18 protein-coding genes, 18 tRNA genes and 1 rRNA gene are annotated in these 21,222 nt (G+C 44.1%); 6 read left to right on the plus strand and 31 right to left on the minus strand.

What is annotated here, in order from left to right:
• Positions 1–33: 33 nt before the first annotated feature.
• The 4 genes from GB993_RS11455 to GB993_RS11470 all read right to left on the minus strand — a co-directional run bounded on the left by GB993_RS11455 (position 34) and on the right by GB993_RS11470 (position 5,571).
• Positions 34–2,388 (minus strand): DNA translocase FtsK, encoded by a 2,355-nt coding sequence (locus GB993_RS11455; protein ID WP_161004397.1) that lies wholly within the window; start codon positions 2,386–2,388, stop codon positions 34–36.
• A gap of 36 nt (positions 2,389–2,424) precedes the next feature.
• Positions 2,425–2,937, minus strand: a complete 513-nt coding sequence (locus GB993_RS11460) for a tRNA (cytidine(34)-2'-O)-methyltransferase (protein WP_161004398.1) — start codon at positions 2,935–2,937, stop codon at positions 2,425–2,427.
• A gap of 472 nt (positions 2,938–3,409) precedes the next feature.
• Positions 3,410–4,264 carry a methyltransferase domain-containing protein gene (locus GB993_RS11465; RefSeq protein WP_162854128.1) on the minus strand — a complete coding sequence of 285 codons (855 nt, stop codon included), beginning with the start codon at positions 4,262–4,264 and terminating at the stop codon, positions 3,410–3,412.
• Positions 4,265–4,362: 98 nt separating this feature from the next.
• Complete coding sequence (locus tag GB993_RS11470) at positions 4,363–5,571, minus strand: AI-2E family transporter (protein ID WP_161004400.1); 1,209 nt, start codon at positions 5,569–5,571, stop codon at positions 4,363–4,365.
• Positions 5,572–5,805: 234 nt separating this feature from the next.
• On the opposite strand from GB993_RS11470, the gene GB993_RS11475 reads away from it, so the two are divergent.
• Positions 5,806–6,843 carry a lactonase family protein gene (locus GB993_RS11475; RefSeq protein WP_161004401.1) on the plus strand — a complete coding sequence of 346 codons (1,038 nt, stop codon included), beginning with the start codon at positions 5,806–5,808 and terminating at the stop codon, positions 6,841–6,843.
• A gap of 41 nt (positions 6,844–6,884) precedes the next feature.
• Entirely contained in the window at positions 6,885–7,532 is a 648-nt protein-coding gene (locus tag GB993_RS11480) for a copper homeostasis protein CutC (RefSeq protein ID WP_161004402.1), read from the plus strand.
• Between the two features lie 100 nt (positions 7,533–7,632).
• Here the strand turns inward: GB993_RS11480 and GB993_RS11485 are convergent, their stop codons facing one another.
• The 3 genes from GB993_RS11485 to yjbM all read right to left on the minus strand — a co-directional run bounded on the left by GB993_RS11485 (position 7,633) and on the right by yjbM (position 10,138).
• On the minus strand, positions 7,633–8,586 hold the full coding sequence (locus GB993_RS11485; RefSeq protein ID WP_161004403.1) for an RluA family pseudouridine synthase: 954 nt from the start codon (positions 8,584–8,586) through the stop codon (positions 7,633–7,635).
• Positions 8,586–9,389, minus strand: coding sequence for an NAD kinase (locus GB993_RS11490; protein ID WP_017262795.1), 804 nt, complete (start codon positions 9,387–9,389; stop codon positions 8,586–8,588). Before GB993_RS11490 ends, GB993_RS11485 begins: the two co-directional genes overlap by 1 nt.
• Before the next feature lie 68 nt (positions 9,390–9,457).
• Positions 9,458–10,138: a GTP diphosphokinase gene (gene yjbM / locus GB993_RS11495; protein ID WP_161004404.1), complete on the minus strand. Its 681-nt coding sequence runs from the start codon at positions 10,136–10,138 to the stop codon at positions 9,458–9,460.
• A 313-nt stretch (positions 10,139–10,451) separates the two neighbouring features.
• Between yjbM and GB993_RS11500 the strand changes: the two genes are divergently transcribed.
• Positions 10,452–11,078, plus strand: coding sequence for a DsbA family protein (locus GB993_RS11500; RefSeq protein WP_161004405.1), 627 nt, complete (start codon positions 10,452–10,454; stop codon positions 11,076–11,078).
• A gap of 90 nt (positions 11,079–11,168) precedes the next feature.
• On the opposite strand, the gene pepF is transcribed toward GB993_RS11500, so the two are convergent.
• Together pepF and GB993_RS11510 are read right to left on the minus strand one after the other, a co-directional pair.
• On the minus strand, positions 11,169–12,983 hold the full coding sequence (gene pepF, locus GB993_RS11505) for an oligoendopeptidase F (RefSeq protein WP_161004406.1): 1,815 nt from the start codon (positions 12,981–12,983) through the stop codon (positions 11,169–11,171).
• 57 nt (positions 12,984–13,040) lie between these two features.
• Positions 13,041–14,096 carry a competence protein CoiA gene (locus GB993_RS11510; RefSeq protein WP_161004407.1) on the minus strand — a complete coding sequence of 352 codons (1,056 nt, stop codon included), beginning with the start codon at positions 14,094–14,096 and terminating at the stop codon, positions 13,041–13,043.
• 228 nt (positions 14,097–14,324) lie between these two features.
• Here GB993_RS11510 and GB993_RS11515 point away from each other — a divergent pair, with 228 nt between their 5' ends.
• Both GB993_RS11515 and GB993_RS13110 read left to right on the plus strand, forming a co-directional pair.
• On the plus strand, positions 14,325–14,513 hold the full coding sequence (locus tag GB993_RS11515; protein WP_017262790.1) for a CsbD family protein: 189 nt from the start codon (positions 14,325–14,327) through the stop codon (positions 14,511–14,513).
• A 360-nt stretch (positions 14,514–14,873) separates the two neighbouring features.
• Complete coding sequence (locus GB993_RS13110) at positions 14,874–16,013, plus strand: hypothetical protein (protein ID WP_238331660.1); 1,140 nt, start codon at positions 14,874–14,876, stop codon at positions 16,011–16,013.
• A 208-nt stretch (positions 16,014–16,221) separates the two neighbouring features.
• Here GB993_RS13110 and GB993_RS11525 read toward each other — a convergent pair whose 3' ends face one another.
• The 3 genes from GB993_RS11525 to GB993_RS11535 all read right to left on the minus strand — a co-directional run bounded on the left by GB993_RS11525 (position 16,222) and on the right by GB993_RS11535 (position 18,660).
• A complete protein-coding gene (locus GB993_RS11525) occupies positions 16,222–16,980 on the minus strand; it encodes an adaptor protein MecA (RefSeq protein ID WP_161004408.1) in 759 nt (252 codons plus the stop codon).
• A 206-nt stretch (positions 16,981–17,186) separates the two neighbouring features.
• A complete protein-coding gene (gene spxA, locus GB993_RS11530) occupies positions 17,187–17,585 on the minus strand; it encodes a transcriptional regulator SpxA (RefSeq protein ID WP_161004415.1) in 399 nt (132 codons plus the stop codon).
• Between the two features lie 334 nt (positions 17,586–17,919).
• Positions 17,920–18,660: an MBL fold metallo-hydrolase gene (locus tag GB993_RS11535; protein ID WP_161004409.1), complete on the minus strand. Its 741-nt coding sequence runs from the start codon at positions 18,658–18,660 to the stop codon at positions 17,920–17,922.
• Positions 18,661–18,786: 126 nt separating this feature from the next.
• Between GB993_RS11535 and GB993_RS11540 the strand changes: the two genes are divergently transcribed.
• Positions 18,787–19,284: a hypothetical protein gene (locus tag GB993_RS11540; RefSeq protein ID WP_161004410.1), complete on the plus strand. Its 498-nt coding sequence runs from the start codon at positions 18,787–18,789 to the stop codon at positions 19,282–19,284.
• Between the two features lie 156 nt (positions 19,285–19,440).
• Here GB993_RS11540 and GB993_RS11545 read toward each other — a convergent pair.
• From GB993_RS11545 to rrf, 19 genes are all read right to left on the minus strand, one after another.
• Positions 19,441–19,514: transfer RNA gene (locus tag GB993_RS11545), tRNA-Met, on the minus strand.
• Positions 19,515–19,531: 17 nt separating this feature from the next.
• Positions 19,532–19,604, minus strand: a tRNA-Glu gene (locus GB993_RS11550).
• A gap of 36 nt (positions 19,605–19,640) precedes the next feature.
• Positions 19,641–19,728, minus strand: a tRNA-Ser gene (locus GB993_RS11555).
• A 9-nt stretch (positions 19,729–19,737) separates the two neighbouring features.
• Positions 19,738–19,811, minus strand: a tRNA-Ile gene (locus tag GB993_RS11560).
• Position 19,812: 1 nt separating this feature from the next.
• Positions 19,813–19,886: transfer RNA gene (locus tag GB993_RS11565), tRNA-Gly, on the minus strand.
• Positions 19,887–19,901: 15 nt separating this feature from the next.
• Positions 19,902–19,974 (minus strand) — tRNA-Phe (locus GB993_RS11570).
• Positions 19,975–19,979: 5 nt separating this feature from the next.
• A tRNA-Asp gene (locus GB993_RS11575) sits at positions 19,980–20,053 on the minus strand.
• Between the two features lie 4 nt (positions 20,054–20,057).
• A tRNA-Met gene (locus GB993_RS11580) sits at positions 20,058–20,131 on the minus strand.
• 20 nt (positions 20,132–20,151) lie between these two features.
• Positions 20,152–20,243 (minus strand) — tRNA-Ser (locus GB993_RS11585).
• Positions 20,244–20,278: 35 nt separating this feature from the next.
• A tRNA-Ile gene (locus tag GB993_RS11590) sits at positions 20,279–20,352 on the minus strand.
• A 20-nt stretch (positions 20,353–20,372) separates the two neighbouring features.
• Positions 20,373–20,446, minus strand: a tRNA-Met gene (locus GB993_RS11595).
• A 30-nt stretch (positions 20,447–20,476) separates the two neighbouring features.
• Positions 20,477–20,550, minus strand: a tRNA-Pro gene (locus tag GB993_RS11600).
• Between the two features lie 34 nt (positions 20,551–20,584).
• Positions 20,585–20,658: transfer RNA gene (locus GB993_RS11605), tRNA-Arg, on the minus strand.
• Positions 20,659–20,665: 7 nt separating this feature from the next.
• Positions 20,666–20,751: transfer RNA gene (locus GB993_RS11610), tRNA-Leu, on the minus strand.
• 19 nt (positions 20,752–20,770) lie between these two features.
• A tRNA-Gly gene (locus tag GB993_RS11615) sits at positions 20,771–20,842 on the minus strand.
• Between the two features lie 15 nt (positions 20,843–20,857).
• Positions 20,858–20,930 (minus strand) — tRNA-Thr (locus GB993_RS11620).
• 36 nt (positions 20,931–20,966) lie between these two features.
• Positions 20,967–21,039: transfer RNA gene (locus GB993_RS11625), tRNA-Lys, on the minus strand.
• 6 nt (positions 21,040–21,045) lie between these two features.
• Positions 21,046–21,118: transfer RNA gene (locus GB993_RS11630), tRNA-Val, on the minus strand.
• A gap of 5 nt (positions 21,119–21,123) precedes the next feature.
• Positions 21,124–21,222: ribosomal RNA gene (gene rrf / locus GB993_RS11635) — 5S ribosomal RNA — on the minus strand; the annotation flags it as partial.

A 21,222-nucleotide genomic window follows, 5' to 3' on the forward strand; every position in this document is an offset into this window, starting at 1 on the left:
AGATTTAAAACCTAACAAATACCACTACTACTCTTAAGCGTCATTTTTCGAGAAAACTTGACGTGGTCGTGAACCATCGGCTGGACCGACAATGCCGCGAGCCTCCATGTCATCAATCATTCGAGCAGCCCGGTTATAGCCAATTCGGAAACGACGTTGTAACAACGAGGTGGATGCCTTTTGTTGATCTTGAACAAAAGCAACGGCGTCGTTATAAAGTTCATCAACTTCGTCCGCCCGGTCCTCATCGCTGTCTTCCTTCAGTTCTTCGTCGCTAACCTCCATGCTACCGTCGTACTCAGCCGTCTGTTGTTGTTTGATAAAATCAACAACTGCCGCGACATCCTTATCAGAGATAAATTCACCCTGTACACGAGTTGGTTTGTTCTGATCAATCGGTTCAAACAACATATCCCCACGGCCAAGCAACTTTTCAGCACCATTAGCGTCCAGAATCGTGCGTGAATCAATACCACTAGAAACCGCAAACGCAATTCGTGATGGCACATTTGCTTTAATCAATCCGGTAATGACGTCAACAGATGGCCGCTGCGTTGCCAAAATCATGTGAATGCCGGCTGCCCGGCCCATCTGAGCAATCCGAATAATGGCGTCCTCAACCTCGGATGAAACGGTCATCATTAAGTCAGCCAGTTCATCAACAATGGCGACCACATACGGCAAACGTGTCTGTGCCACATTATCCTCGGGGTTGGCATTGTTTTGCTCAACCAATTTGTTATAACCATCAATATTACGAACACCAAAGTTCGCAAACAGCTCATAACGACGTGTCATTTCATCAACCACTTTATGCAGGGCCTTGGCCGCCCGCTTGGGTTCGGAAACAACTGGCGTCAGTAAGTGAGGAATATCATTGTAAACAGACAACTCCACCCGCTTTGGATCAATCAGCATAAACTTCACTTCATTTGGCTTCGCCTGCATGAGCAGACTGGTAATGATCCCGTTGATTGCCACCGACTTCCCTGAACCAGTGGAGCCAGCAATCAACAAATGCGGCATTTTCGTCAAATCACACATCACGATATTACCCGTCACATCACGACCCAACGGCACGCTTAACACCTTGCCAGGATGAGCCGGCTCATGCTCGGCAACATCACGAAATGAAACGGTCGAAATCTGTTTGTTAGGAACTTCAATCCCAATCAACGATTTACCGGGAATGGGTGCTTCGATTCGAATATCCTTAGCCGCCAACGCTAACGCTAGGTCATCGGCCAAGTTAACGATTTTCGAAACCTTGACCCCAATAGCCGGATGCAATTCATACTTCGTCACTGACGGTCCTAAGCTGACATTCTTAACTTCTGCATCAACGCCAAAACTGGCCAGTGTTTTTTGCAATGTTTGCGAATTTTTCTCAATCGCGTTGAGCTCATCTGTTTGATCAGTTTGCGGAATCTTGGTGAGCAGATCTGATGTCGGTAATTTATAATCACTCAAATCCTCACTCTGGTCGCCAAGATCCAGTTCCTCCTGTTTAGGAGCTGGTGCACTCTCTTCATTTTGATCAGCAGCAACGGTAATTACCGGCGCAACAGGCGTTTTCGGTGCCGCACTAACAGCTGCGGATGCTGGCGTTTCTGCCGATTGCTGGGCAGCGTGGCGGGTTCGTTTAGGAGCCAACGAAGTAGACTGACTCTCGGGCTGCGATTGTTCCGGCTCTGTCGACTGGGCATCAATCGGTTGATCCGGTGTCGCGCTTTTCTCAACCGCCGCATAAATAAAGTCGTGCAATCGTGAGCTCCCCTGTTTTGTCCACAGCACGAGGTGTTGACAAGTGACCACGATGCCATGACCAATCACAGCAAAGGGGATATTCAATAGAAACATTGCGCCGACAAATAACAAAATTGTCGAAAAAATTGCCGTCCCCAGGTTAGCCACTAAATGTTCACTAGCAGCATAAACGTAGGCACCAATCATGCCGCCGCCGACTTTGCCATTTAATGTACCGCCTGCCAAATTATCGCCGAGCATCCCCCACGTCAATGAAACAAAATGAGCATGATAATTTAGGCTAGTGAATAATCGCAAGTGGTCGTAAACAAGGACACCCAGATAAACAAGTGACCCACCAATGACCCGTTTGACAGGTAACTTAGGCCATTTGCCAGTAATGCCGACGACCAATCCAATTGCAATAAGGATGATTGCAAGTACCTGATTTGTGTTGCCGACAAAAATCGACAGAATGTTGGCTAGAAACACCCCCGCAACGCCTAACCTTAACAAGGCAAACAGCGCAAGCAACGCTACGGCAAAGCCAATAATATTCTTTGTATATTTAAAATCCTGTTTTTTCTTAGTTGTTCGCGGCCGTTTGGTCGTTTTTCTGCGCGTCGTTTTTTTGGCTGGCACGCTGTCAGACTCCTTTCAACACGGTAACTGTGAGGGCTACTTGAGTTTATCGTTTTTGTACCAGTGGGTTTGTTCCAACTGGTTGAAGCCCTGCTGACGAACGACTTCATAAATGACAATCGCAGCTGAATTAGATAAGTTCAACGCACGGATATGTGAGTCATCTTGAGGAATTCGAATCGCCTCATCAGGGTGTTGCCGCATGAAGGGCTCTGGCAATCCTGTCGTTTCCTTGCCAAACAGGAACCAATAATCATGGTCTGGCTTCGTATAGTCGGGATCGACATAAGTTTGTTTGGCAAACTTCGAGACTAGAAACAGTTCGTCACCCTCTGGAATGGCAGCCATGAAAGCCTGCAAATTTTCATGGTACGTAATGTCGACTTTATCCCAATAATCCAATCCTGCCCGCTTTAAATGCGCATCATCGGTGGAAAAGCCTAATGGTTCAATTAAATGCAAAGCAGTATCCGTCCCAGCACAAGTGCGGGCAATATTACCTGTATTAGCAGGCATCAATGGCTCAAATAAAGCAATGTGATTCGTCATTATCTTTCTCCTTATTAACCTTTATGTACTTTTTGGCACATCCATATACATCATTGTAACTTACTTCTACTGCTCAACTTCGATAATTACGGCACTCTTAAAAAGTCTTCAATTGTTTGACGGTCGCTCTTCTCACATGACTACCATTACGATGAGATGCGCGACTGTAGTTTTCAGGAAACTAAAATCGGCCGCACAGTCAGCGTTAACCATCATATCAGTAATTCGCACTGGCACTAAAGTGATGTTTTTTTAGAATCAGAGACTAAAAAAACGTAGTCATCTCGGTAATGGCATACGGCGAGACGCTACGTTAATGAAGTCCGAATCTGAAAGCCACTAACGAATCTGTTCGATATTGACCTCCAAATGATTCCATAAGCATATTAGCACTAGTTTGTTAACTTCGCAAGTGGTCTGGACCTGCAGTCAACGCCTGTCTGACAGTCCTCAGCCGCCCTTAGCCAAATAGCTACGACGTTTGGACAGTCAACACACTAACGTCAATGGTCACGGTGTCCACTGGATTGGTCAATAATGCCGCACGATGGGCATCATCACTCCCCCAACTTAACGGCGTCATTGCCATCATATCAGCAATGCGGTTCTTGCCGATGGGAAAGTCATAGCTCACCGTCGTTTGTTGCATAGCCGGATAGTGATCGGCAAACAACTCCACTACCCGATCATTCGTGTACTGATACTGCGGAGCCGATTCGTCATATAAAGCATGCCGCAACTCTACCAGGTAATTCGCATTGGGCACCACTTTGATCAGGCTGCCTCCTGGTCGACAAACACGTTCAAATTCACGGTAGGCCGATGGTGAAAAGAATTCCATCACTGTATCAAACGCATTATCTGTAAATGGCAGTTGTGCCAAGTCAGCAACACAAAAGAAGGCTTTAGAATCCAACTGAGTTGCGAGGTTTATTCCTGCCTTTGACAGGTCAAACCCAATGAGAACATCATCAGGATTGTTGCGTTCCTGATCCAACTGTACCAACGGTGTCCCTTCTCCGGTGCCGACATCAAGAATCCGTTGACCCTGTGATGGCAATTGTTGATTGACAGCTTTTACAATCGACGCAAACAGCCCAGCTGTCAGCATCCGCCGTCGGGCGGCCAACATCGGTCCATCGTATTCAGTCACCACATTATGTTTGAGAAATGTGGCACTACCCTTTTTATTTAAATCTAATGTATGGCCATTCGGACAACTAAGTGTGTGACCACTGATTTTTTCATAAGGCGTCTCACAAACTGGACAACGAAACATTGCCAAATGTTCTTGCAGATAAGCGGCGCCACGATCAATTTTTTTCATGATGTCCATTATACCATGATGCCGCCTAGCTCACTAGTTGCAATGAGGTGCACCATCAGCTACAAACTCCCCCGATTCACGACAGTGACCTAGACTGTTTATTCATCGACATCCTGTTTGTGGTTTACATTGTCGGAATTTTCATCGGCTAAAACTTTGCGATGACGGTCTGCCTCATCAAACCACTGTGCATTTTCCCGCCAATACTGATATAAGTGGCTCACAATTACTTTTAATACGGCGTATCCGGGAACCCCAAAGATAACGCCCATAACACCGAAAATTTTCCCTGCTGCCAGCAATACGATAATGATCGTCACTGGATGAATTTTAAGTGATGAGCCCAACACCAACGGTGAAATCAGTCGCCCTTCAATTGTTTGTTCAACTGCAAACACAATAAGCACCTGAATTAGCATCCACGGTGACACAAACGCCCCAACGACCACCGCGGGAACCATCGCTAAAAATGAGCCCAGATAAGGAATCAGGTTTAAAATTCCGGCAACAATTCCTAATGTTAATGCAAATTTCAAGCCAATGAGTAAGTAACCGAGATAGAACATTAAGGCCACAAAGAAAGCAACGGTAAGCTGGCCACGAATGTAATTTGACACTTGATCATTAATTTCTTTCAGGACGGTCAAAAACGATTTCTGTAGCCGTTGTGGTAGTAAACGAGACACATATTCCGGAAATTGGTGGCCATCGCGCAACATATACCATAATAAGAATGGAAATGTTACTAGGGCAACAATAACCGTCGTCACACTGCCAACAATACTGCCCAAGCCGCCAACAGTATTACTAGCGGTATTCTTCAAGAGCCCACTCAGTCCCTTTTGTAACTGGGTGTCATACTGATTTAAAATATCGCGCAACCACTTCATATCTGAGCCCTGCCAAAACGCCGTTGTCGAATTAATGAGACTATCCCAATAATGCGGCCAGTCTTTGATTAACCCAGTAAGTTGATCCTGAATGAGTGGCACGACCAAGACAACGCCCAGAACGACCAACGCCAGAATCACGGCAAACAGGCCAATAATTGTCCAAGTCCGGTGAATGTGAAACTTGCTTTTTTCCAAACGGTCCACTAGCGGATTCATCAGGTAGTAAAAGACCCCTGCCAGAACCACTGGGCCCCCAATAATACTAAAAAATTGTTGCAGCGGTGAAAAGACCCAGTTTACGTTATTCAATAACCACAAAATCAACAATACCAGCACCACAATCACTAAACGCAATGCTAGTTGACGTAAGCGACTAACGGGTCGTTGTCGCCGAGTAACGGTTTGTTTTTGCATAGCGGCCTCCTTACGTTTTCGCCCAGTCGTTTATTTCGGACGATGCTTCACTTTGCGTTAGTATAGCATAGTCGCCGAGCATTCTTCGCCCTTGGCGCCTGTCAAACAGTAGACTGATGCAACCGTTTGCAAGACACTGTTAAGGAATCGTTTTCATTATGATATACTCAAGTGGTGAAACGCAGATTAAACACAGAACTCTGTGGCAATGCATACATTGAGGAGGAAGCACGCATGTTAGAAAAATTCTTAGTAGGAACTTATACCAAAAAGACCAGTCAAGGTGTTTATGAAATGGCACTCGACACCACGTCTAATGAGCTAACGGCACCAACACTGGTTGCCAAGGCAAGTAGCCCAACTTATCTGGCTCTTTCTAAAGCAAACAAACTTTACACTGTTGACGGTGACAAAGCAGCTGGAATGGGAGGAACCTCAGCCTTTGACCGCTCCACTACCCCAGCAACTTTGCTAAACCACGCCTTTTCAAAAGGTACTAGCTCAGCCTACGTGGCAGTTGATGAAGCACGTCAACTCGTCTATGAGGGTAACTATCACATGGGGACGTTGAAAAGCTTCGCCATTCAGTCTGATGGTTCATTGAAATTAACTGATGTTGTTACTCATCAGGGTGAGGTTGGTCCACTACCTGAACAGGCCGATGGTCCCCATGTTCATTACACGAATTTAACGCCAGACAACCGGTTAATTGTTTGTGACCTCGGCATGGATCAAGTAACTGTCTATGATGTCGCTGACGACGGTAAATTTAGCCTCGTTTCAACATACCAAGCAGAGCCAGGATTTGGCCCTCGTCATGTGGTCTTTAACCCACAAAAATCCATTTGCTACCTTGCCGGTGAGTTGAGCAGCAACATCTCCGTACTGAAGTACGACGAAGCTACGGGTACGCTTACGCATGTTCAAACGTTAAAGACCATTCCGACAGATTGGACTGCTCATAATGGTGCTGCTGCAATTCGCATTTCAAACGATGGTCAGTTTGTTTACGTCAGCAACCGTGGTTTCAATAGCTTAGCCGTGTTTGCTGTGGGCGAAGATGGTACACTATCATTACGTCAGCAAATCAGTACAGAAGGTGACTTTCCACGGGACTTTGACCTAGACCCTTCTCAACAGTTTGTTGTCGCTGTTAATCAAAATACAGACAACGCAACCTTATACAGCCGCAACGCCACAACTGGTCAATTAAAATTGATTCAAAAGGATGTTGCCGTTCCTGAACCGGTTTGCGTTCTGTTTGAAAACTAGCTAATTGTTTTAGTTAGTCACAAACATCAAAGGAGCCAATTGTGAATACACCATTATTTAAAGAAGTTGCTATCGAAAATTATACTGATCTTCCCGCTGCCATAGCAGCTGGGGCCAACCGCATCGAGCTAAATGACAATTTGGCCGTCGGCGGCACAACGGTCAGCCGTGGTGTTATGAGTGAAAGCAGTCGTTACGCTGCTGAACACCACATTCCCCTCACCGTCATGATTCGGCCACGCGGTGGCAATTTTGTCTACAATGATACCGAAATTAAAATCATGGAAGCTGACCTATTTTCTGCCCAGGAACTTGGTGTGGACGGCGTTGCTTTTGGTGCTCTAACCCCAGACAACAAGTTAGACACTGATGCACTAGAACAGCTCATGGCAGCGGCTGGTGGCATGAGTGTTACTTTCCACATGGCCTTTGATGCAATTTCGCCTGATGATCAACCGGCCGCTATCGACTGGTTAGCCGATCATGATGTTGATCGAATTCTCACGCATGGTGGATCCTTGGCGACGCCAATCGACCAAACGTTGCCACAATTGAAAAAATTAGTTAAAACGGCATCTGGTCGGTTGATTATCATGCCAGGTGGCGGAATCACGGTAGATAATGTGGATCATATTGCGGAAGTGCTCAGTGTTAAGGAAGTTCATGGTACGCATTTACTGAAATATTGATATTTTCACGGTTTTAAAAAAAGCGCTTGGCAAAATTGCCGAGCGTTTTTATTATGCCTATTTTGAAAATGAACTGCTTATTTTGAATCAAAAATGCCCGTTAATTAACATCAAAATCCGTGTTAAGCTGCTGCATCACAGTATCAACATTAATTTCATAACGTGTGAGCAATTGTTGCATATCTTCTGCCAATGGCGCAGTTAATTGCCGTTGAACGTCTGCAAATGGATCATAGAAGCCCAATCGTTCACAGGCCAATGCTTGACGTTTCAATCCCTGATGCAAATCTCCCTCGTACAGCTGATCACCGACTAACGGATGTCCTGCACCGGCAAAATGAACCCGAATTTGATGCGTCCGACCAGTGTGAAGCTTAACCTTCACCACTGAAAAAGTGCCAGCTGTTGCCAGTACCCAAAATTCGGTCCGGGCAGCTTGGCCAGTCTCCCCAGTTTGCCGTTTGATAAACGATGTCGGGTCGCGCTGAATTGGCTGATCAAAGTTACCATGCTCTGGTAGACCCGTGCCACTGACAACGGCCAAGTACGTCTTTTGTAGCGAGTGTGCCTTCAATTGTTGATCTAAAACGGAATGCGCCATGTGATGTTTACCAAACAGCACCAACCCGCTCGTATCTTTGTCCAACCGAGTAACAATATGAGGCACCTGTAATGGAATACCATGAGTAATGAAATAGCCCTTCGCCCGGTTAACCAACGTATTATTAGCATAGTGATGGGCGGGCACAGATGCCACTCCAGCAGGTTTATTAACAACTAAAAAATTATCGTCCTCATAGACAATTGACAACGGCAAATCTGAAATGGTTACCGCCGCATTCGCTGGTTCCGGTGGCAGGATGATCGTAACAACATCGTTAGGACGGACATCATCAACGCTCCATGCTGGTTGGTGATTGATTGACATCGTACCACCCTGAAACTTGATCTGGATTAAAACGGCATGGGAAACACCATGCGCACTCAAAAAGGTTCGCAGTTTTACCGTTTCGTGCGTTTGATTACGCCACTCAAAGCGTAACGGGTATGCCATTACAAGACATCCCCGATAAAGGACTCACGGACCCGTTGCCAGAATGCGGTATGCCGATATTCAGCGAAGTAAATCCGTTGCTGTGATACTTTAAACGTAATTTCCTTGACCAATCGTTCTGGCGTTAAAAATTGATCACAACTGATGGCAAAATTATCAGCATCCTCTGACCGTAACGTCACCCATTCATCCTTACCGATGATAAACGAGGCACCTAACGTCCGGAACACCCGGTTGTTGATGGAGGCAATTTCTGCCATTTGAATGGCCTCGATACCAGGATGAATGACCGCACCACCCAATGATTTATTGTATCCCGTTGAACCAGTTGGTGTTGAAAAGCACAAGCCATCCCCACGAAAACGTTCTAATAATTGATCTTTAATATACACGTCACAAACTAAGGTCTTAGCAGCCTTTTTGACCGTCGCTTCATTGAGCGCCAAAAATTGATGCGGCGCTGTTTCACCTTTGTAAGTGATATTGATATCTAAAAGCGGATAACTGACGCTTTCACCATTATCATGTGCCAGGCTGTTCACGAGCTGGTCCGTTTCATAATCACGCCAGTCCGTATAAAAGCCAAGGTGTCCTGTATGCAAGCCGACAAAACGAATTTTTGCCAGCTCTGCCCGATAGTGATGAAAGGCTGATAACAAAGTGCCATCTCCACCAACCGAGACCACCACATCAGGATGCTGGTCATCAATCGGTAAATGTGCCTTGTTCAAAGCTGTCGTCAACCGTTCAATGACAGCCCGCGTTTCATCGTTTGGATAATAACTATAAATCGCAACTTTCATACTTTGTTCTCTACTCTCTCAATTACATATGATCGTCTCACCGTAAGCAGCAAACATCGATCACACAATTATTTGGTTTCATTCGGCGTCGAAGAAACATCGTCATTACTTCGCTGACCCACATCATCAGGAGAATTGTTTGTATTCTCGTGTGGTTGCGCTTCCGAAATATCTTCTCGAATTGCCGACATTTCTTGATCCAACCTGAAAGCCGCCTCACCAGCTCGTTCCAAACGACCTTGCAACTCCTGAGGAAATTCACCCTGATATTTGTAATTTAGGGAATGCTCAATTGTTGCCCAGAAATTCATGGCTAATGTTCGCACCTGAATTTCGGCTAGGATTCGTTTTTCACCCGTCAGCATCTGAACCGGGTAAGACACCACGATATGATACGAACGATAGCCACTGGGTTTAACGTTTGAAATGTAATCACGCTCTTCCAAGATGGTTAAATCCGTTCGTTTACGTAATAAGTCGACGACCTGATAAATATCGCCAACAAACTGACACATAATCCGTAGCCCAGCGATATCCTGCATGTCCTCTTCCAAACGATCTTCGGCGACATGACGACGAACCATTTTTTCCTTAATACTATCAACAGGTTTTACCCGCCCGGTAACGAACTCGACGGGTGACTGTAAACCGGCATCCTTATATTGTTTACGGATACCTCTCAATTTTATTTTTAATTCCTCGACCGCTTGCTCATAAGGAAGCAAAAAGTGGGACCAATCCTCAATCATCGAATGACCTCCTTGATGATTCATCGTTTGTTGAACAACCTCACGGCGGCCAACTAACTGCCAACAGTTTACCATACTTTGGGACACTAGCGATGAACCGCCAGCGAAGCTTAGTAACACACCATTCGAAACGTTTAGCTTTACATTTCCGGTAAAATCGGGCATGATAGTCCCAGTTAAGAAACGCACAGTGGCGCAGTTGTGCTAATGCGCAACCGATTGCCTTATTAAGTAAAACGTTTCATTATTATCGTATTTATATTCTATGACTTTTTATTTAATTTTTTAAGATTGTTGATATGGAGGATATCCCGTGTTAGAAATTTATCTGTTTGTAAATCCACTCGGAACAAATTGTTATGACTGTGAGAAGCAGATTAACCAGATCTCTGCCCAGACTAAGCGCAAACTTCAAATTCAGTTTGTCCCAATGCTTAATTTACAGACGATAAGCGATACATTTCACCGAATGGCGGCGGATCACCCAGAGTTGGACCGCAACGCCCTAGCAGAACAAATGTATCAAATTATCCTAGATTACAAAGCCGCTTCTTTTCAGGGCAAACGGCTTGGTCGTCAATACTTTCTGCGTTTGCAGGAGCACATTTTGGTCAACCACGAAGCTTACACAGAAGAGCTTGGTATCACCGTTGCCCATGAATTAGCATTAGACACAGCGATGTTTATTGACGATCGTCGGAGCAAGCTCGCTGAAGATGCATTCGCTGCGGACCAACGTCTGGTCTCCGAAATGGGTATTGAACACCCAAGTCAAACGGTCATCTTCGACGTGGAAGATTTTGATTGCGGCTTGCTGATGGAACATTTCGATTACGACACGCTGTTAGAAATCAGTGAACATACAATTAACAATAAGCTAACAACGTTGCCACAAGCCATTAAACAAAATCACGACAAAGCCAATTTACGCATCCTCTAACCTGAACGAAACATTAAATGAAGAGCCTTCAATCAGTACGCTACCGATTGAAGGCTCTTTTTTCATCAATTCAAACTTAAACGAAGCGTGTTATTTTTGCGAATTGTCAATTAACGTTTCAAATTCATTCAAGCGTTGTTCAAAGACATCAAATGCCCGACGCAAGTAATCCGGTTTCGTCATATCAACCCCCGCCATCTTCATTACATCCAATGGATATTGTGAACTACCAGCCTTTAAGAAGTCCAAATAATGATCCAAGGCTCCTGGTTGATGGCTGGTAATACCATGCGACAATGTCGATGCAGCGGCGAACCCAGTTGCATACTGGAAGACATAGTAATTGTAATAGAAATGTGGAATTCGTGACCACTCCAAAGCAATTTCCGGATCTGGGGTTAAATCTTTCCCATAATAAGTTTGATTCAGCTTGCCATAAAAGTCTGACATCCGACTAGCAGTCAACGGATGACCCACAGCATCTTCTTGGTGGATCCAGTGTTCGAATTCTGCGAATTGTGTTTGCCGATAAACAGTTCCCTTAAAGCCATCCAGGTAGTGATTCAAAACGTAGGCCCGCACTTTAGGGTCGTCATTGTTATCAAGCAAATATTGAGTCAACGTATTTTCATTAGTTGTTGATGCAATTTCCGCTACGAAAATAGAATAGTCGCCATACTGGTATGGTTGATTATGACGCGTGTAATAACTGTGAATACTGTGGCCCATTTCGTGAACTAAGGTAAATAATTCCTCTAAATTATCCTGCCAGTTCAGCAAAATATATGGATTGGTATCGTAAACACCAGATGAAAACGCCCCGCTTCGTTTGCCTTTCGTTTCGACCACATCGACCCACCGATTATCGAAGGCTTCTTGAACATGGCTAACGTAATCCGGACCCATTACGGACAAGGCGCGTAAAGCCTCTTGTTGAGCTTCTGGATAGGTGTAACTCAGCGGTGAATCCCCAGTAATTGGCGTATACAGGTCGTAAGAATGCAAATGATCAACGCCTAAAATACGTTTGCGCAAACTAACATAGCGGTGCAATAGGTCAAGATGGTTATTAACCTCTTCAACAAGCGTGTCGTAAACACTTTCAGGAATATTATTTTCCGCTAATGCCGCCGCACGAGCGGTTGGATAGTGATGCACGCGCGCTGTATAATTATGCGCCTTAACGTTGCTAGACAGCGTCGAAGCAAACGTATTCTGAAATTGCTTGTACACCTTGTATAGTTGTTTAAAGGCTGCACCGCGGACAGAACGATCTGTTGATTGCAACAGGACGCCATATACCCCCTGAGTCAAACGAACATCGTTACCTGCTTCATCTTTCACGATTGGGAACTCTAAATCCGCGTTATCTAAAACACCGAACGTTTTTGCCGAAGCTTGGAAAATATCCCCAGCTCCTGCCAATAATGCTTCTTGATCTGCTGGTAACGTATGATCACGTGCTCGATCTAAGTCCTCAAAGAAATGTTTGAATGGCTTTAACTCATTAGTATTCAACCATTCACTGAGTGTCTTCTCGGGAATGGCCAAAACTTCTGGCTGGAACCAGGCCAAAGCGCTGGCAACCTTAGCCACCAAGTCGTTAGCCTGAGCAGCCAATCCTTGCGCTGCTTGGTCACTAGTATCTTGCTCTTGCTTCAATGACGCATACACATCGACATTTTCCAATTCATGGTAAACATCAAGTAGGTAAGCCACGCCCGCTGCAAGTTGCTCTGGTGATTCAGCTAAATGTCCTTGATGGGAGGTAACTTGCTGCAGCTTCGACTCAATTTGGTGATAAGCGTCTGTCCACGCTGCATCAGTTGCAAAAATTTGAGTTAAGTCCCACTTTAGCGTCTCTGGAACTTCATCTCTAGTAGGTAATTGTTTTACGTCTGCCATAACGACCTCCAACATTTAAAATAAGAAAACTAATTATATTTTAATCACTTTTTAACTTTACCATACTTTTCTATTAGTTGGATAGTCAGACAACTTTTTTGCATGCTCACTACTAAAAAATACTTTACATAACTGAATGCTCATCCGCTGTCGCATCCGTTCATCAGCCAGCTGTAAGTTAGGCAACCACTGGATTCTGGGCAAACTAATCCTCGTCCAAGCAAACTGACATTGACGTGATGACGCATTTTGATGGCGCCACCACCATAAGTAAAGCGGAATCCGCCAGTCCAAGGGTGAATTTATTGAAATCGGCATCTCGTAAACATCCTCCAGCACCCATTGTGGCAATGTTGACAGACTAGTCCCTGCCTGATAACACAATGCTTGCCATCGCATAAAATTTGGCTGTCGGCGATGTAAACCAAACGCAATGGCCCGTTGTCGATGACTCAAATTCGCTTTGCTAACTGAGTGCATCTGAAATTGCGTTTGCTGTTGTGACCAATCCATCCAGGATGTCCAAGTATCAAATGACTGTTGGGAATAGGTGATCGGCAATAATGCCACTTCGCCTAAATGATGCAAAACAATCAGTTGACGACGTTGTGTATGCCAGAACAATAAATATGCGCCAGTTTTTCCTCCCCAGCGAATAAACTTGGCAACTTTGCTTAGCGACAACCGTGGTTTAGGCCAATATGGTTGACCAAGCAGCCATATTTGATGAAAGGCGTGTTCACGATAACCTGCCACTCGCTCAGAAAAGCGCTGTAAATCAATTGGACTACATTGAAACTCGACGGCCGTTTGATTGTTGACAAGCAGATCTGGCCGTTGGTGAATCACCTTCAATGACTGTTCCAGCATAACTTCATTATCTTGTTTTTGGAGCCACTCAAATAACTGTCGTTTGCCCAACAAATGTTCAGAAGTCTCAGCCTCTGAAAATGTCTGACAATCTGCTAACCGTTCATGTGCAAAATAGGGTTGCCGCACTCGCCCACGTCGCAAATGAACGGGCGCGTGGCACGCAGGACACTGATATTGGTTTCTCTCGGCAACACTAGCCGCCACAAGTTCACCACCCTCGCAACTCAAAGCCATCAACATTGTTCTCACCTCCGCCTATTACATACGCAAAGACGGCGTGATTTGTTCGTGAAAAATCAAATTGAGGATTCGTTTTCTTCGTATACTCACAAGGCACTATTAAAACTTTAACTGTCGCAGTATTTTTAATCATCTCAAATAGATAAGCATATTAATTGTTTACTGACATCTTGTTTGAAATAATGTGTGTAACGGTAAATGTCACTAATGCAATTAGGAGGTCTCGATATGAGTACAGAAGATAAAATCGATAGTACAAAACACAAGGTCGCTGGTAAAGCTAAGGAACTTGAAGGAAAGGCAACCAACGACAAAGGCCGTGAAGCAGAAGGCAAAGCGGAAGGCTTGATGGGTAAAGCCAAAGAGAAACTAACCGACGCCGTGGATAACGTTAAAGACAAGATGGATAAGAAATAATCTTTAGGAGAAGGCTTTTGGGCCTTCTTTTTTTGTGCTTGTACCTGCATCTCCATCTGTCTATCAAACGTTTTTAAAATTAATCTTCTTATCATTTAAAAGTTATTTTATTCCATTATACTGAATGTAGGGCTATAAAGTATCATTTCCGTGTTAACATCTATAGCCTCAGCAGCTCGTATTATGTTTTGAACGGTTAACGACGGAGTAACCTGATCTAATGAAGCATCCGCCACAGTAAAATTTCAATTTTCAAAATCCTATGCAATTTCAGAGTCTTACCACTCACTTGAGGCACTAGCCTACTAAAATCATCTAGAGATTAACAGCATGAAAAATTAGCAAATTTGGAGATATGTTATGAAAAAAGCAATTACATTAGGAGTAACTGTCCTGAGTGCACTGTTGCTTACGGCATGTGGCAACAATAGTTCAAAAGGTCAAAGTAATTCCGAACAAAAATCAAGTCAGCAAAACAGAAGTCAAGGGTTTAAAAACAGCTCTATGTCAAACGCTAAAGGCATAATTGTGATTAATAGCGTGGATACGCTAACTGCCACTGATCCAAGTGTTGAGGGCGCAGTGCATGCAGTCATTTTCCGGGGTACTTTCACGAACAAAACTAAATCTGGAATCAGTGCTGAAGATTTCTTTAACAAATACATATCTGCCTACTCTGTTAGCAGCGTAACTGACAAAAAGTTGGATACGGATGGACTGCAAGTTAACTCACCCTATGATTCTGAAATTTCATCGGCGCATGACGAAACCAATCCAGAAAAAACATCTCATTTTGCCATAGCCTTTCAAGTTACCTCACTTTCAAAAAAATACAAACTGACAGCGTTAAATGATGCTCAAGATAAACTCGGTTCACAAACCTTTTCTGCTACATCTTTGCAAGCGAAGTCGGATGCCACAGAGTCTAGTTCAAAATTCAACGCCACCAATAAAAATACTCTCTCGAGATCTAGCGTGTCTTTGAACTCGGTACAAAAAGAAAAAATTAACGCCGCTTTCCTGAATTGGGCTGCCGAAAGAGCTGAAATCGGTCACATGGCTGTCAGTGATTGGTATTTTGATCATGGGGCTGCTGGCAATGGTGACTGGTACGCAAATACGCCAGATGGCCGTGTACAAACACAGGACAATGGCAATCCAGGTGCTGAAGCTTTTAAAATCCATTCCATTGGTGGATGTGTCTTTTACAAGTCAAAAGACGGATCTACGGGAAAGCAAGATTTGTATCAAGGTTCCTTCGCAGATAACTATGCAGTTGCCATGGATTTCGACCAACCTGTAAGTAAATATATGCTTGGCGACAACGGGATTGTATATGAATTAAAAACTGGCAATGGAGAAAATGTATCGACCAATACAGGTTTTGGCCAAACTAGTGGCGAAGGAACGGAAGAATACCAACCAGATCAAGACTTCGAAATTTCGTCGGACTCTGCAGCTCAATCTGAACTGAAGAAATTAATAAATCAATATAAGTAAAAAAGCACACCTTTCAGATGTGCTTTAGTCGCTCTGCTAACTATTATTGATAACAAATATACTCAACCATCAAATGATGGTTGTTTTTTTTCAGATATACGCAACTTGTAAAAAAATTCTGTCATCAACCATGTCTTTTTACATGATTAATGACAGAATTGAAGGGCAATTAAATCAGACATTTGGCGTCCTCTTTGTTTCCAAAAAGCTAACCAAAATAATGTCGTGCTAATTCAAGCGCTGAAGTTTCCATAATCTTTTCACCATGCTCTGACAAAACATCACTAGTAATCGTAGTTTTGTTTGCGTATTCCAAAGCCACGGCCACATCATCTTTGATAGTTTCTGGAGTGGTTTGATCCGTGAAGAAGACCAAATCAAGGTAATATTGATCGCGGTATTTATAAAGATTTGATACAGCGCCATCTAAATGAAGAACCTTAGCAATTGAGACAAGATCTTCAAAGTCGTTCAGACGAAGCACAACCTCCCGCGTAGGAACGTTAGGATCAGAAGTATAATTCTTTAAAGCCTCAGGATCATTATCATCCGTGGCTTCATTACTGATTGTTGTTTTCCGATCATCATCGTCTTCTGAATCCTTACCCTGCAACTGTTGTTTTAAAAAGTCGGAAATCTGGTCAGTTGATGCATTGTCACCAAAATCGACTGCGCCACTAAAACCAGCGCTAGCTGCATCAAAATCATCTGTCCCATCACCTTCATCGCCAACATTCTTGCTGATAAACAGCTCTAAACCGTGGCGATTTGGCAAAACTTGAAATGTGACTGCGTCATTATCCTGAAATTGATGATCTACATCAACTTCCTCTAAGATGCTGTAAAAGAATCGTTCTATCTGCTGATGATTACCAAGTAGATCAAGCACTGTGATGCCACGGGCAGATAAATCATCATTGCCAATAACGACTCGAATTGTATTCTCGTTAATGCGTTCCATTTCCATGCGAAACACCCCTTTCGCAAAAGGAATTCCATCCTAAATGTTTATTCATATTTTAGTCCTCTAATCGTCAAAGTAAAGTTTAATCAACTATTTTTAACGGTTTCGATTCGATCAATCACTTTAGTGCATAAAGATAACAAAAAGACCCAACCTATGACATTATCCCATAGATTCGGTCACTTGCAAATTAATCTCTAAGCGTAGTTTTATAAATTTGCTAATCGTTGTGCTTCAGCCAATTCCAGTGCACGAGCATCACGTGGCAAGAAGCGGCGAATTTCATCTTCGTTGTATCCCACTTGAAGTCGCTTGTCATCCATAATAATAGGGCGACGTAACAAAGCCGGGTTTTCATGAACAAGATCAATTAACTTATTCATTGGCAGATCATCAAGATCAACATGAAGATCTTGGAAAACCTTTGAACGTTTGGAGATGATTTCTTCAGTTCCATCTTCTGTCATTCGTAAAACAGTTTTGATTTCATCGGCTGACAGCGGTTCGGCAAAAATATTCCGCTCTTTGAAAGGAATATTGTTTTCAACGAGCCATGCACGAGCCTTCCTGCAAGAAGTGCAACTCGGTGAGGTATAGAGCGTAACCATGTTACTCATAAATTGTCGTCCCCCTTTAAGCATGTTGCGAGCGTTATGAGATCTCTTATCTCATACTTATATTGTACAGCACGTTCGCAAAAAAATAAAGAGGGTTTTATAAAGACAGGGGAACATCTATTCGTAAATTTAAAAGACATATTTTTATAATTTGTATTTTAATTTCCCGCTAAAATACAAAAAACAGCATAAGTAAATAAATATATTACCACATTTATTATTTTTAACGAATTATACCAATAAGACTAAACGTATATAAAATGGTTCAAAACAGCGTCACACAGGGATTACGCTTCTTTTTCGTAAGTAAAATAGTTGTGTTATGTTAAATAATAATTTGATTAATGTCTGATGCCAATTTAACTTGTATTTTTTTGCCGGCAATCAATTGTGCCTCTTCTTTTAATGATTCCAAGTTGCCTGTTTGCGGTAAATGGGTCAATATTAGTTGTTTGACCTGCGCAGTTTTGGCTAAAGCACCCGCTTGGGTGGATGTCATGTGCCACATCCTGCCAGTATGATTTGCATAAAAGTTAGTGTCAACCATTAACAAATCAGCTCCCTTCGAGAAGCTATTTAAGGTATCAGTCACTGCACTGTCAGCTGTGAATACCAATGTATGGCCAGTCTTTGTTTCCGTAATGCGTACTGCAAAAGTAGGAACTGGATGAACTGTTCGCGAAAAGGTAATCATAAATGGTCCAAGAACTAAGGATGACTGTGGATCATACGCATGGCCTTCCGTTGCACCTGCCCACGTTAATGCAGCAAAATTCAACGGATCTTCTGTATTACCATAGATCGGCAGTACAGTGTGTTTACGCGCGCCCTGCTGAAGTTGCCATTCATATTGAAGCACGCCCACATCGGCTGTGTGATCGTGATGGTAGTGTGTCAACAATAGCCCATCAAGTTGTAATGGATTCAGCACTTTCTGCAATGCAAGCAAAGTGCCACTTCCAGCGTCAATCATTAAATTGTAATCGTCGCTCTGCAATAAATAACCGCTTGTCCCTACTCCGTTTGCGGGATAACCGCCATAATAACCCAGTATTGTTAGTTTCATCGTTTTTTACCTCCTCTCTAAAGGTAACTCATTCATGAAATTAATTCGAATAATGAATGCCCATATTTTGCACATCATTTAAAGGTGCGCTTATAATTAAGGTAAATAAAGCATGGAGGTATAATTATGACATCGGCGATTTCCTTAGCATTCGGCACTAAAAATATTTTACAGAACTTGCAGGCACAAAATCCTCAAAACAAGTTGATCTCCCTATCTGAAACAAGTGGAGTCGCGCGTCTCATGCTACTGGATGTAAGTGGTCTGCCAACAGTATTTGCAAACCCCATTACGTTCAAAGTACTAAACGAGTTGCCTCAACCGGCATATAAAGACTTTTTCGCTTTTATCAATTTACAGTTGGATCCAGATCACGCAAAGATTTTACGAGCAAGCGTTGATCACTTTCTAGATCAAGAACGCCCCTTAGGGTTGCGAGCGTTTGCCTTACTGGAGAAGGAAAAAGCTAGCAGCGAATATACTATATTAATGTCTTGGGATCATGTTAATGACTACCACGCCTGGATTTCTAGTACTTCATTTGCACCTTTCGAATCGTTTTACAAGCAATCCCAATACAGTTATCGTGAAACTGCATATAATCGTGTTAGCCTGACACGCTAAACATTACATTTAAAACGTACACGTACTAACAAGGGAACCTTCCAGCGAAAACAACATTTTTGCTGGAAGGTTCTCTTGTTCTGTCATAAACAGAAGTTACATTTCAATTCTAAAAAAAAACTACGCACAATATGCGTAGTTACGATTGATATAAGATTGCGGGGGCTGGATTTGAACCAACGACCTTCGGGTTATGGGCCCGACGAGCTACCAGACTGCTCCACCCCGCGATAATAGTAAGATGAAATGACCCCTACGGGATTCGAACCCATGTTACCGCCGTGAAAGGGCGGTGTCTTAAACCACTTGACCAAGGGGTCATAGAAAATAATGACCTAAATTCCAAAAACGAAAAACGGAGAAGGAGAGATTCGAACTCTCGCGCCGCTTGCGCGACCTATACCCTTAGCAGGGGCACCTCTTCAGCCACTTGAGTACTTCCCCAAAACCAAGTGGGCACAAGTGGACTCGAACCACCGACCTCACGCTTATCAGGCGTGCGCTCTAACCAGCTGAGCTATGCGCCCATGGAGCGGGTGACGAGAATCGAACTCGCGACAGCAGCTTGGAAGGCTGCGGTTTTACCACTAAACTACACCCGCATAACATGGTATGAATGGCGCGGGACAGAATCGAACTGCCGACACATGGAGCTTCAATCCATTGCTCTACCGACTGAGCTACCGAGCCATAAACGGTCCCAACGAGACTCGAACTCGTGATCTCCTGCGTGACAGGCAGGCGTCCTAACCAACTGGACCATGGGACCAAAATTGCGGGGGCTGGATTTGAACCAACGACCTTCGGGTTATGGGCCCGACGAGCTACCAGACTGCTCCACCCCGCGATAATAGTATATAAACAAAAAGGAGGATAAGAGATTCGAACTCTTGCGTGGACTTGCGCCCACCTGACGGTTTTCAAGACCGTTCCCTTCAGCCAGACTTGGGTAATCCTCCATAAGCTGAATATAAGCAATGGACCACCATATTAGTGGACCTTGTAGGACTCGAACCTACGACCGGACGGTTATGAGCCGTCTGCTCTAACCAACTGAGCTAAAGGTCCAAGTTCACTCATATGCTTAATCGCGGCGGGGGGGATCGAACCCTCGACCTCCCGGGTATGAACCGGACGCTCTAGCCAGCTGAGCTACACCGCGATCATAAATAACTAGAGAGCTATTTATAAATCGGGAAAACAGGATTCGAACCTGCGACCCCCTGGTCCCAAACCAGGTGCTCTACCAAGCTGAGCTATTTCCCGAAAATGTAATTGTTTTGCAGAATGAAAACTGCAATGCACCCAGTAGGAGTCGAACCTACAACCTTCTGATTCGTAGTCAGACACTCTATCCAGTTGCGCTATGGGTGCAAATAAGTGCCGAGGACCGGGATCGAACCGGTACGGTCATCACTGACCGCAGGATTTTAAGTCCTGTGCGTCTGCCAATTCCGCCACCCCGGCATCATTGTGAATTGGCAAAAGCGGAAGACGGGATTCGAACCCGCGACCCCCACCATGGCAAGGTGATGTTCTACCACTGAACTACTTCCGCATATAAATGGTGCAATGCCGACTAGAGGATTCGAACCTCCGACCCCCTGTTTACAAGACAGATGCTCTGCCAACTGAGCTAAGTCGGCGTTAACCGAAAATTTTTCACTACCCTCTAAGGGCAATGAGCCGTGACAGTCTCGAACTGTCGACCCTCTGATTAAAAGTCAGATGCTCTACCAACTGAGCTAACGGCTCATTAAATGGAAGATACAGGGCTCGAACCTGTGACCCTCTGCTTGTAAGGCAGACGCTCTCCCAACTGAGCTAATCTTCCAATATGCATGGCGACGACCTACCCTCGCAGGGAGCGATCCCCCAACTACTCTTGGCGCGACGAAGCTTAACTTCCGTGTTCGGCATGGGAACGGGTGTATCCTT

It is taken from the genome of Furfurilactobacillus milii, from assembly GCF_009864005.1.
Lineage (GTDB): Bacteria > Bacillota > Bacilli > Lactobacillales > Lactobacillaceae > Furfurilactobacillus > Furfurilactobacillus rossiae_B.

What these genes read in the sequence shown, in the direction of transcription:
- GB993_RS11460 (WP_161004398.1), bottom strand. Translation starts at nt 2,937, where the DNA reads ATGACGAATCACATTGCTTTATTTGAGCCATTGATGCCTGCTAATACA.
- GB993_RS11465 (WP_162854128.1), bottom strand. Translation starts at nt 4,264, where the DNA reads ATGAAAAAAATTGATCGTGGCGCCGCTTATCTGCAAGAACATTTGGCA.
- GB993_RS11470 (WP_161004400.1), bottom strand. Translation starts at nt 5,571, where the DNA reads ATGCAAAAACAAACCGTTACTCGGCGACAACGACCCGTTAGTCGCTTA.
- GB993_RS11475 (WP_161004401.1), top strand. Translation starts at nt 5,806, where the DNA reads ATGTTAGAAAAATTCTTAGTAGGAACTTATACCAAAAAGACCAGTCAA.
- GB993_RS11485 (WP_161004403.1), bottom strand. Translation starts at nt 8,586, where the DNA reads ATGGCATACCCGTTACGCTTTGAGTGGCGTAATCAAACGCACGAAACG.
- GB993_RS11490 (WP_017262795.1), bottom strand. Translation starts at nt 9,389, where the DNA reads ATGAAAGTTGCGATTTATAGTTATTATCCAAACGATGAAACGCGGGCT.
- yjbM (WP_161004404.1), bottom strand. Translation starts at nt 10,138, where the DNA reads ATGATTGAGGATTGGTCCCACTTTTTGCTTCCTTATGAGCAAGCGGTC.
- pepF (WP_161004406.1), bottom strand. Translation starts at nt 12,983, where the DNA reads ATGGCAGACGTAAAACAATTACCTACTAGAGATGAAGTTCCAGAGACG.
- GB993_RS11510 (WP_161004407.1), bottom strand. Translation starts at nt 14,096, where the DNA reads ATGTTGATGGCTTTGAGTTGCGAGGGTGGTGAACTTGTGGCGGCTAGT.
- GB993_RS11515 (WP_017262790.1), top strand. Translation starts at nt 14,325, where the DNA reads ATGAGTACAGAAGATAAAATCGATAGTACAAAACACAAGGTCGCTGGT.
- GB993_RS13110 (WP_238331660.1), top strand. Translation starts at nt 14,874, where the DNA reads ATGAAAAAAGCAATTACATTAGGAGTAACTGTCCTGAGTGCACTGTTG.
- GB993_RS11525 (WP_161004408.1), bottom strand. Translation starts at nt 16,980, where the DNA reads ATGGAAATGGAACGCATTAACGAGAATACAATTCGAGTCGTTATTGGC.
- spxA (WP_161004415.1), bottom strand. Translation starts at nt 17,585, where the DNA reads ATGGTTACGCTCTATACCTCACCGAGTTGCACTTCTTGCAGGAAGGCT.
- GB993_RS11535 (WP_161004409.1), bottom strand. Translation starts at nt 18,660, where the DNA reads ATGAAACTAACAATACTGGGTTATTATGGCGGTTATCCCGCAAACGGA.
- GB993_RS11540 (WP_161004410.1), top strand. Translation starts at nt 18,787, where the DNA reads ATGACATCGGCGATTTCCTTAGCATTCGGCACTAAAAATATTTTACAG.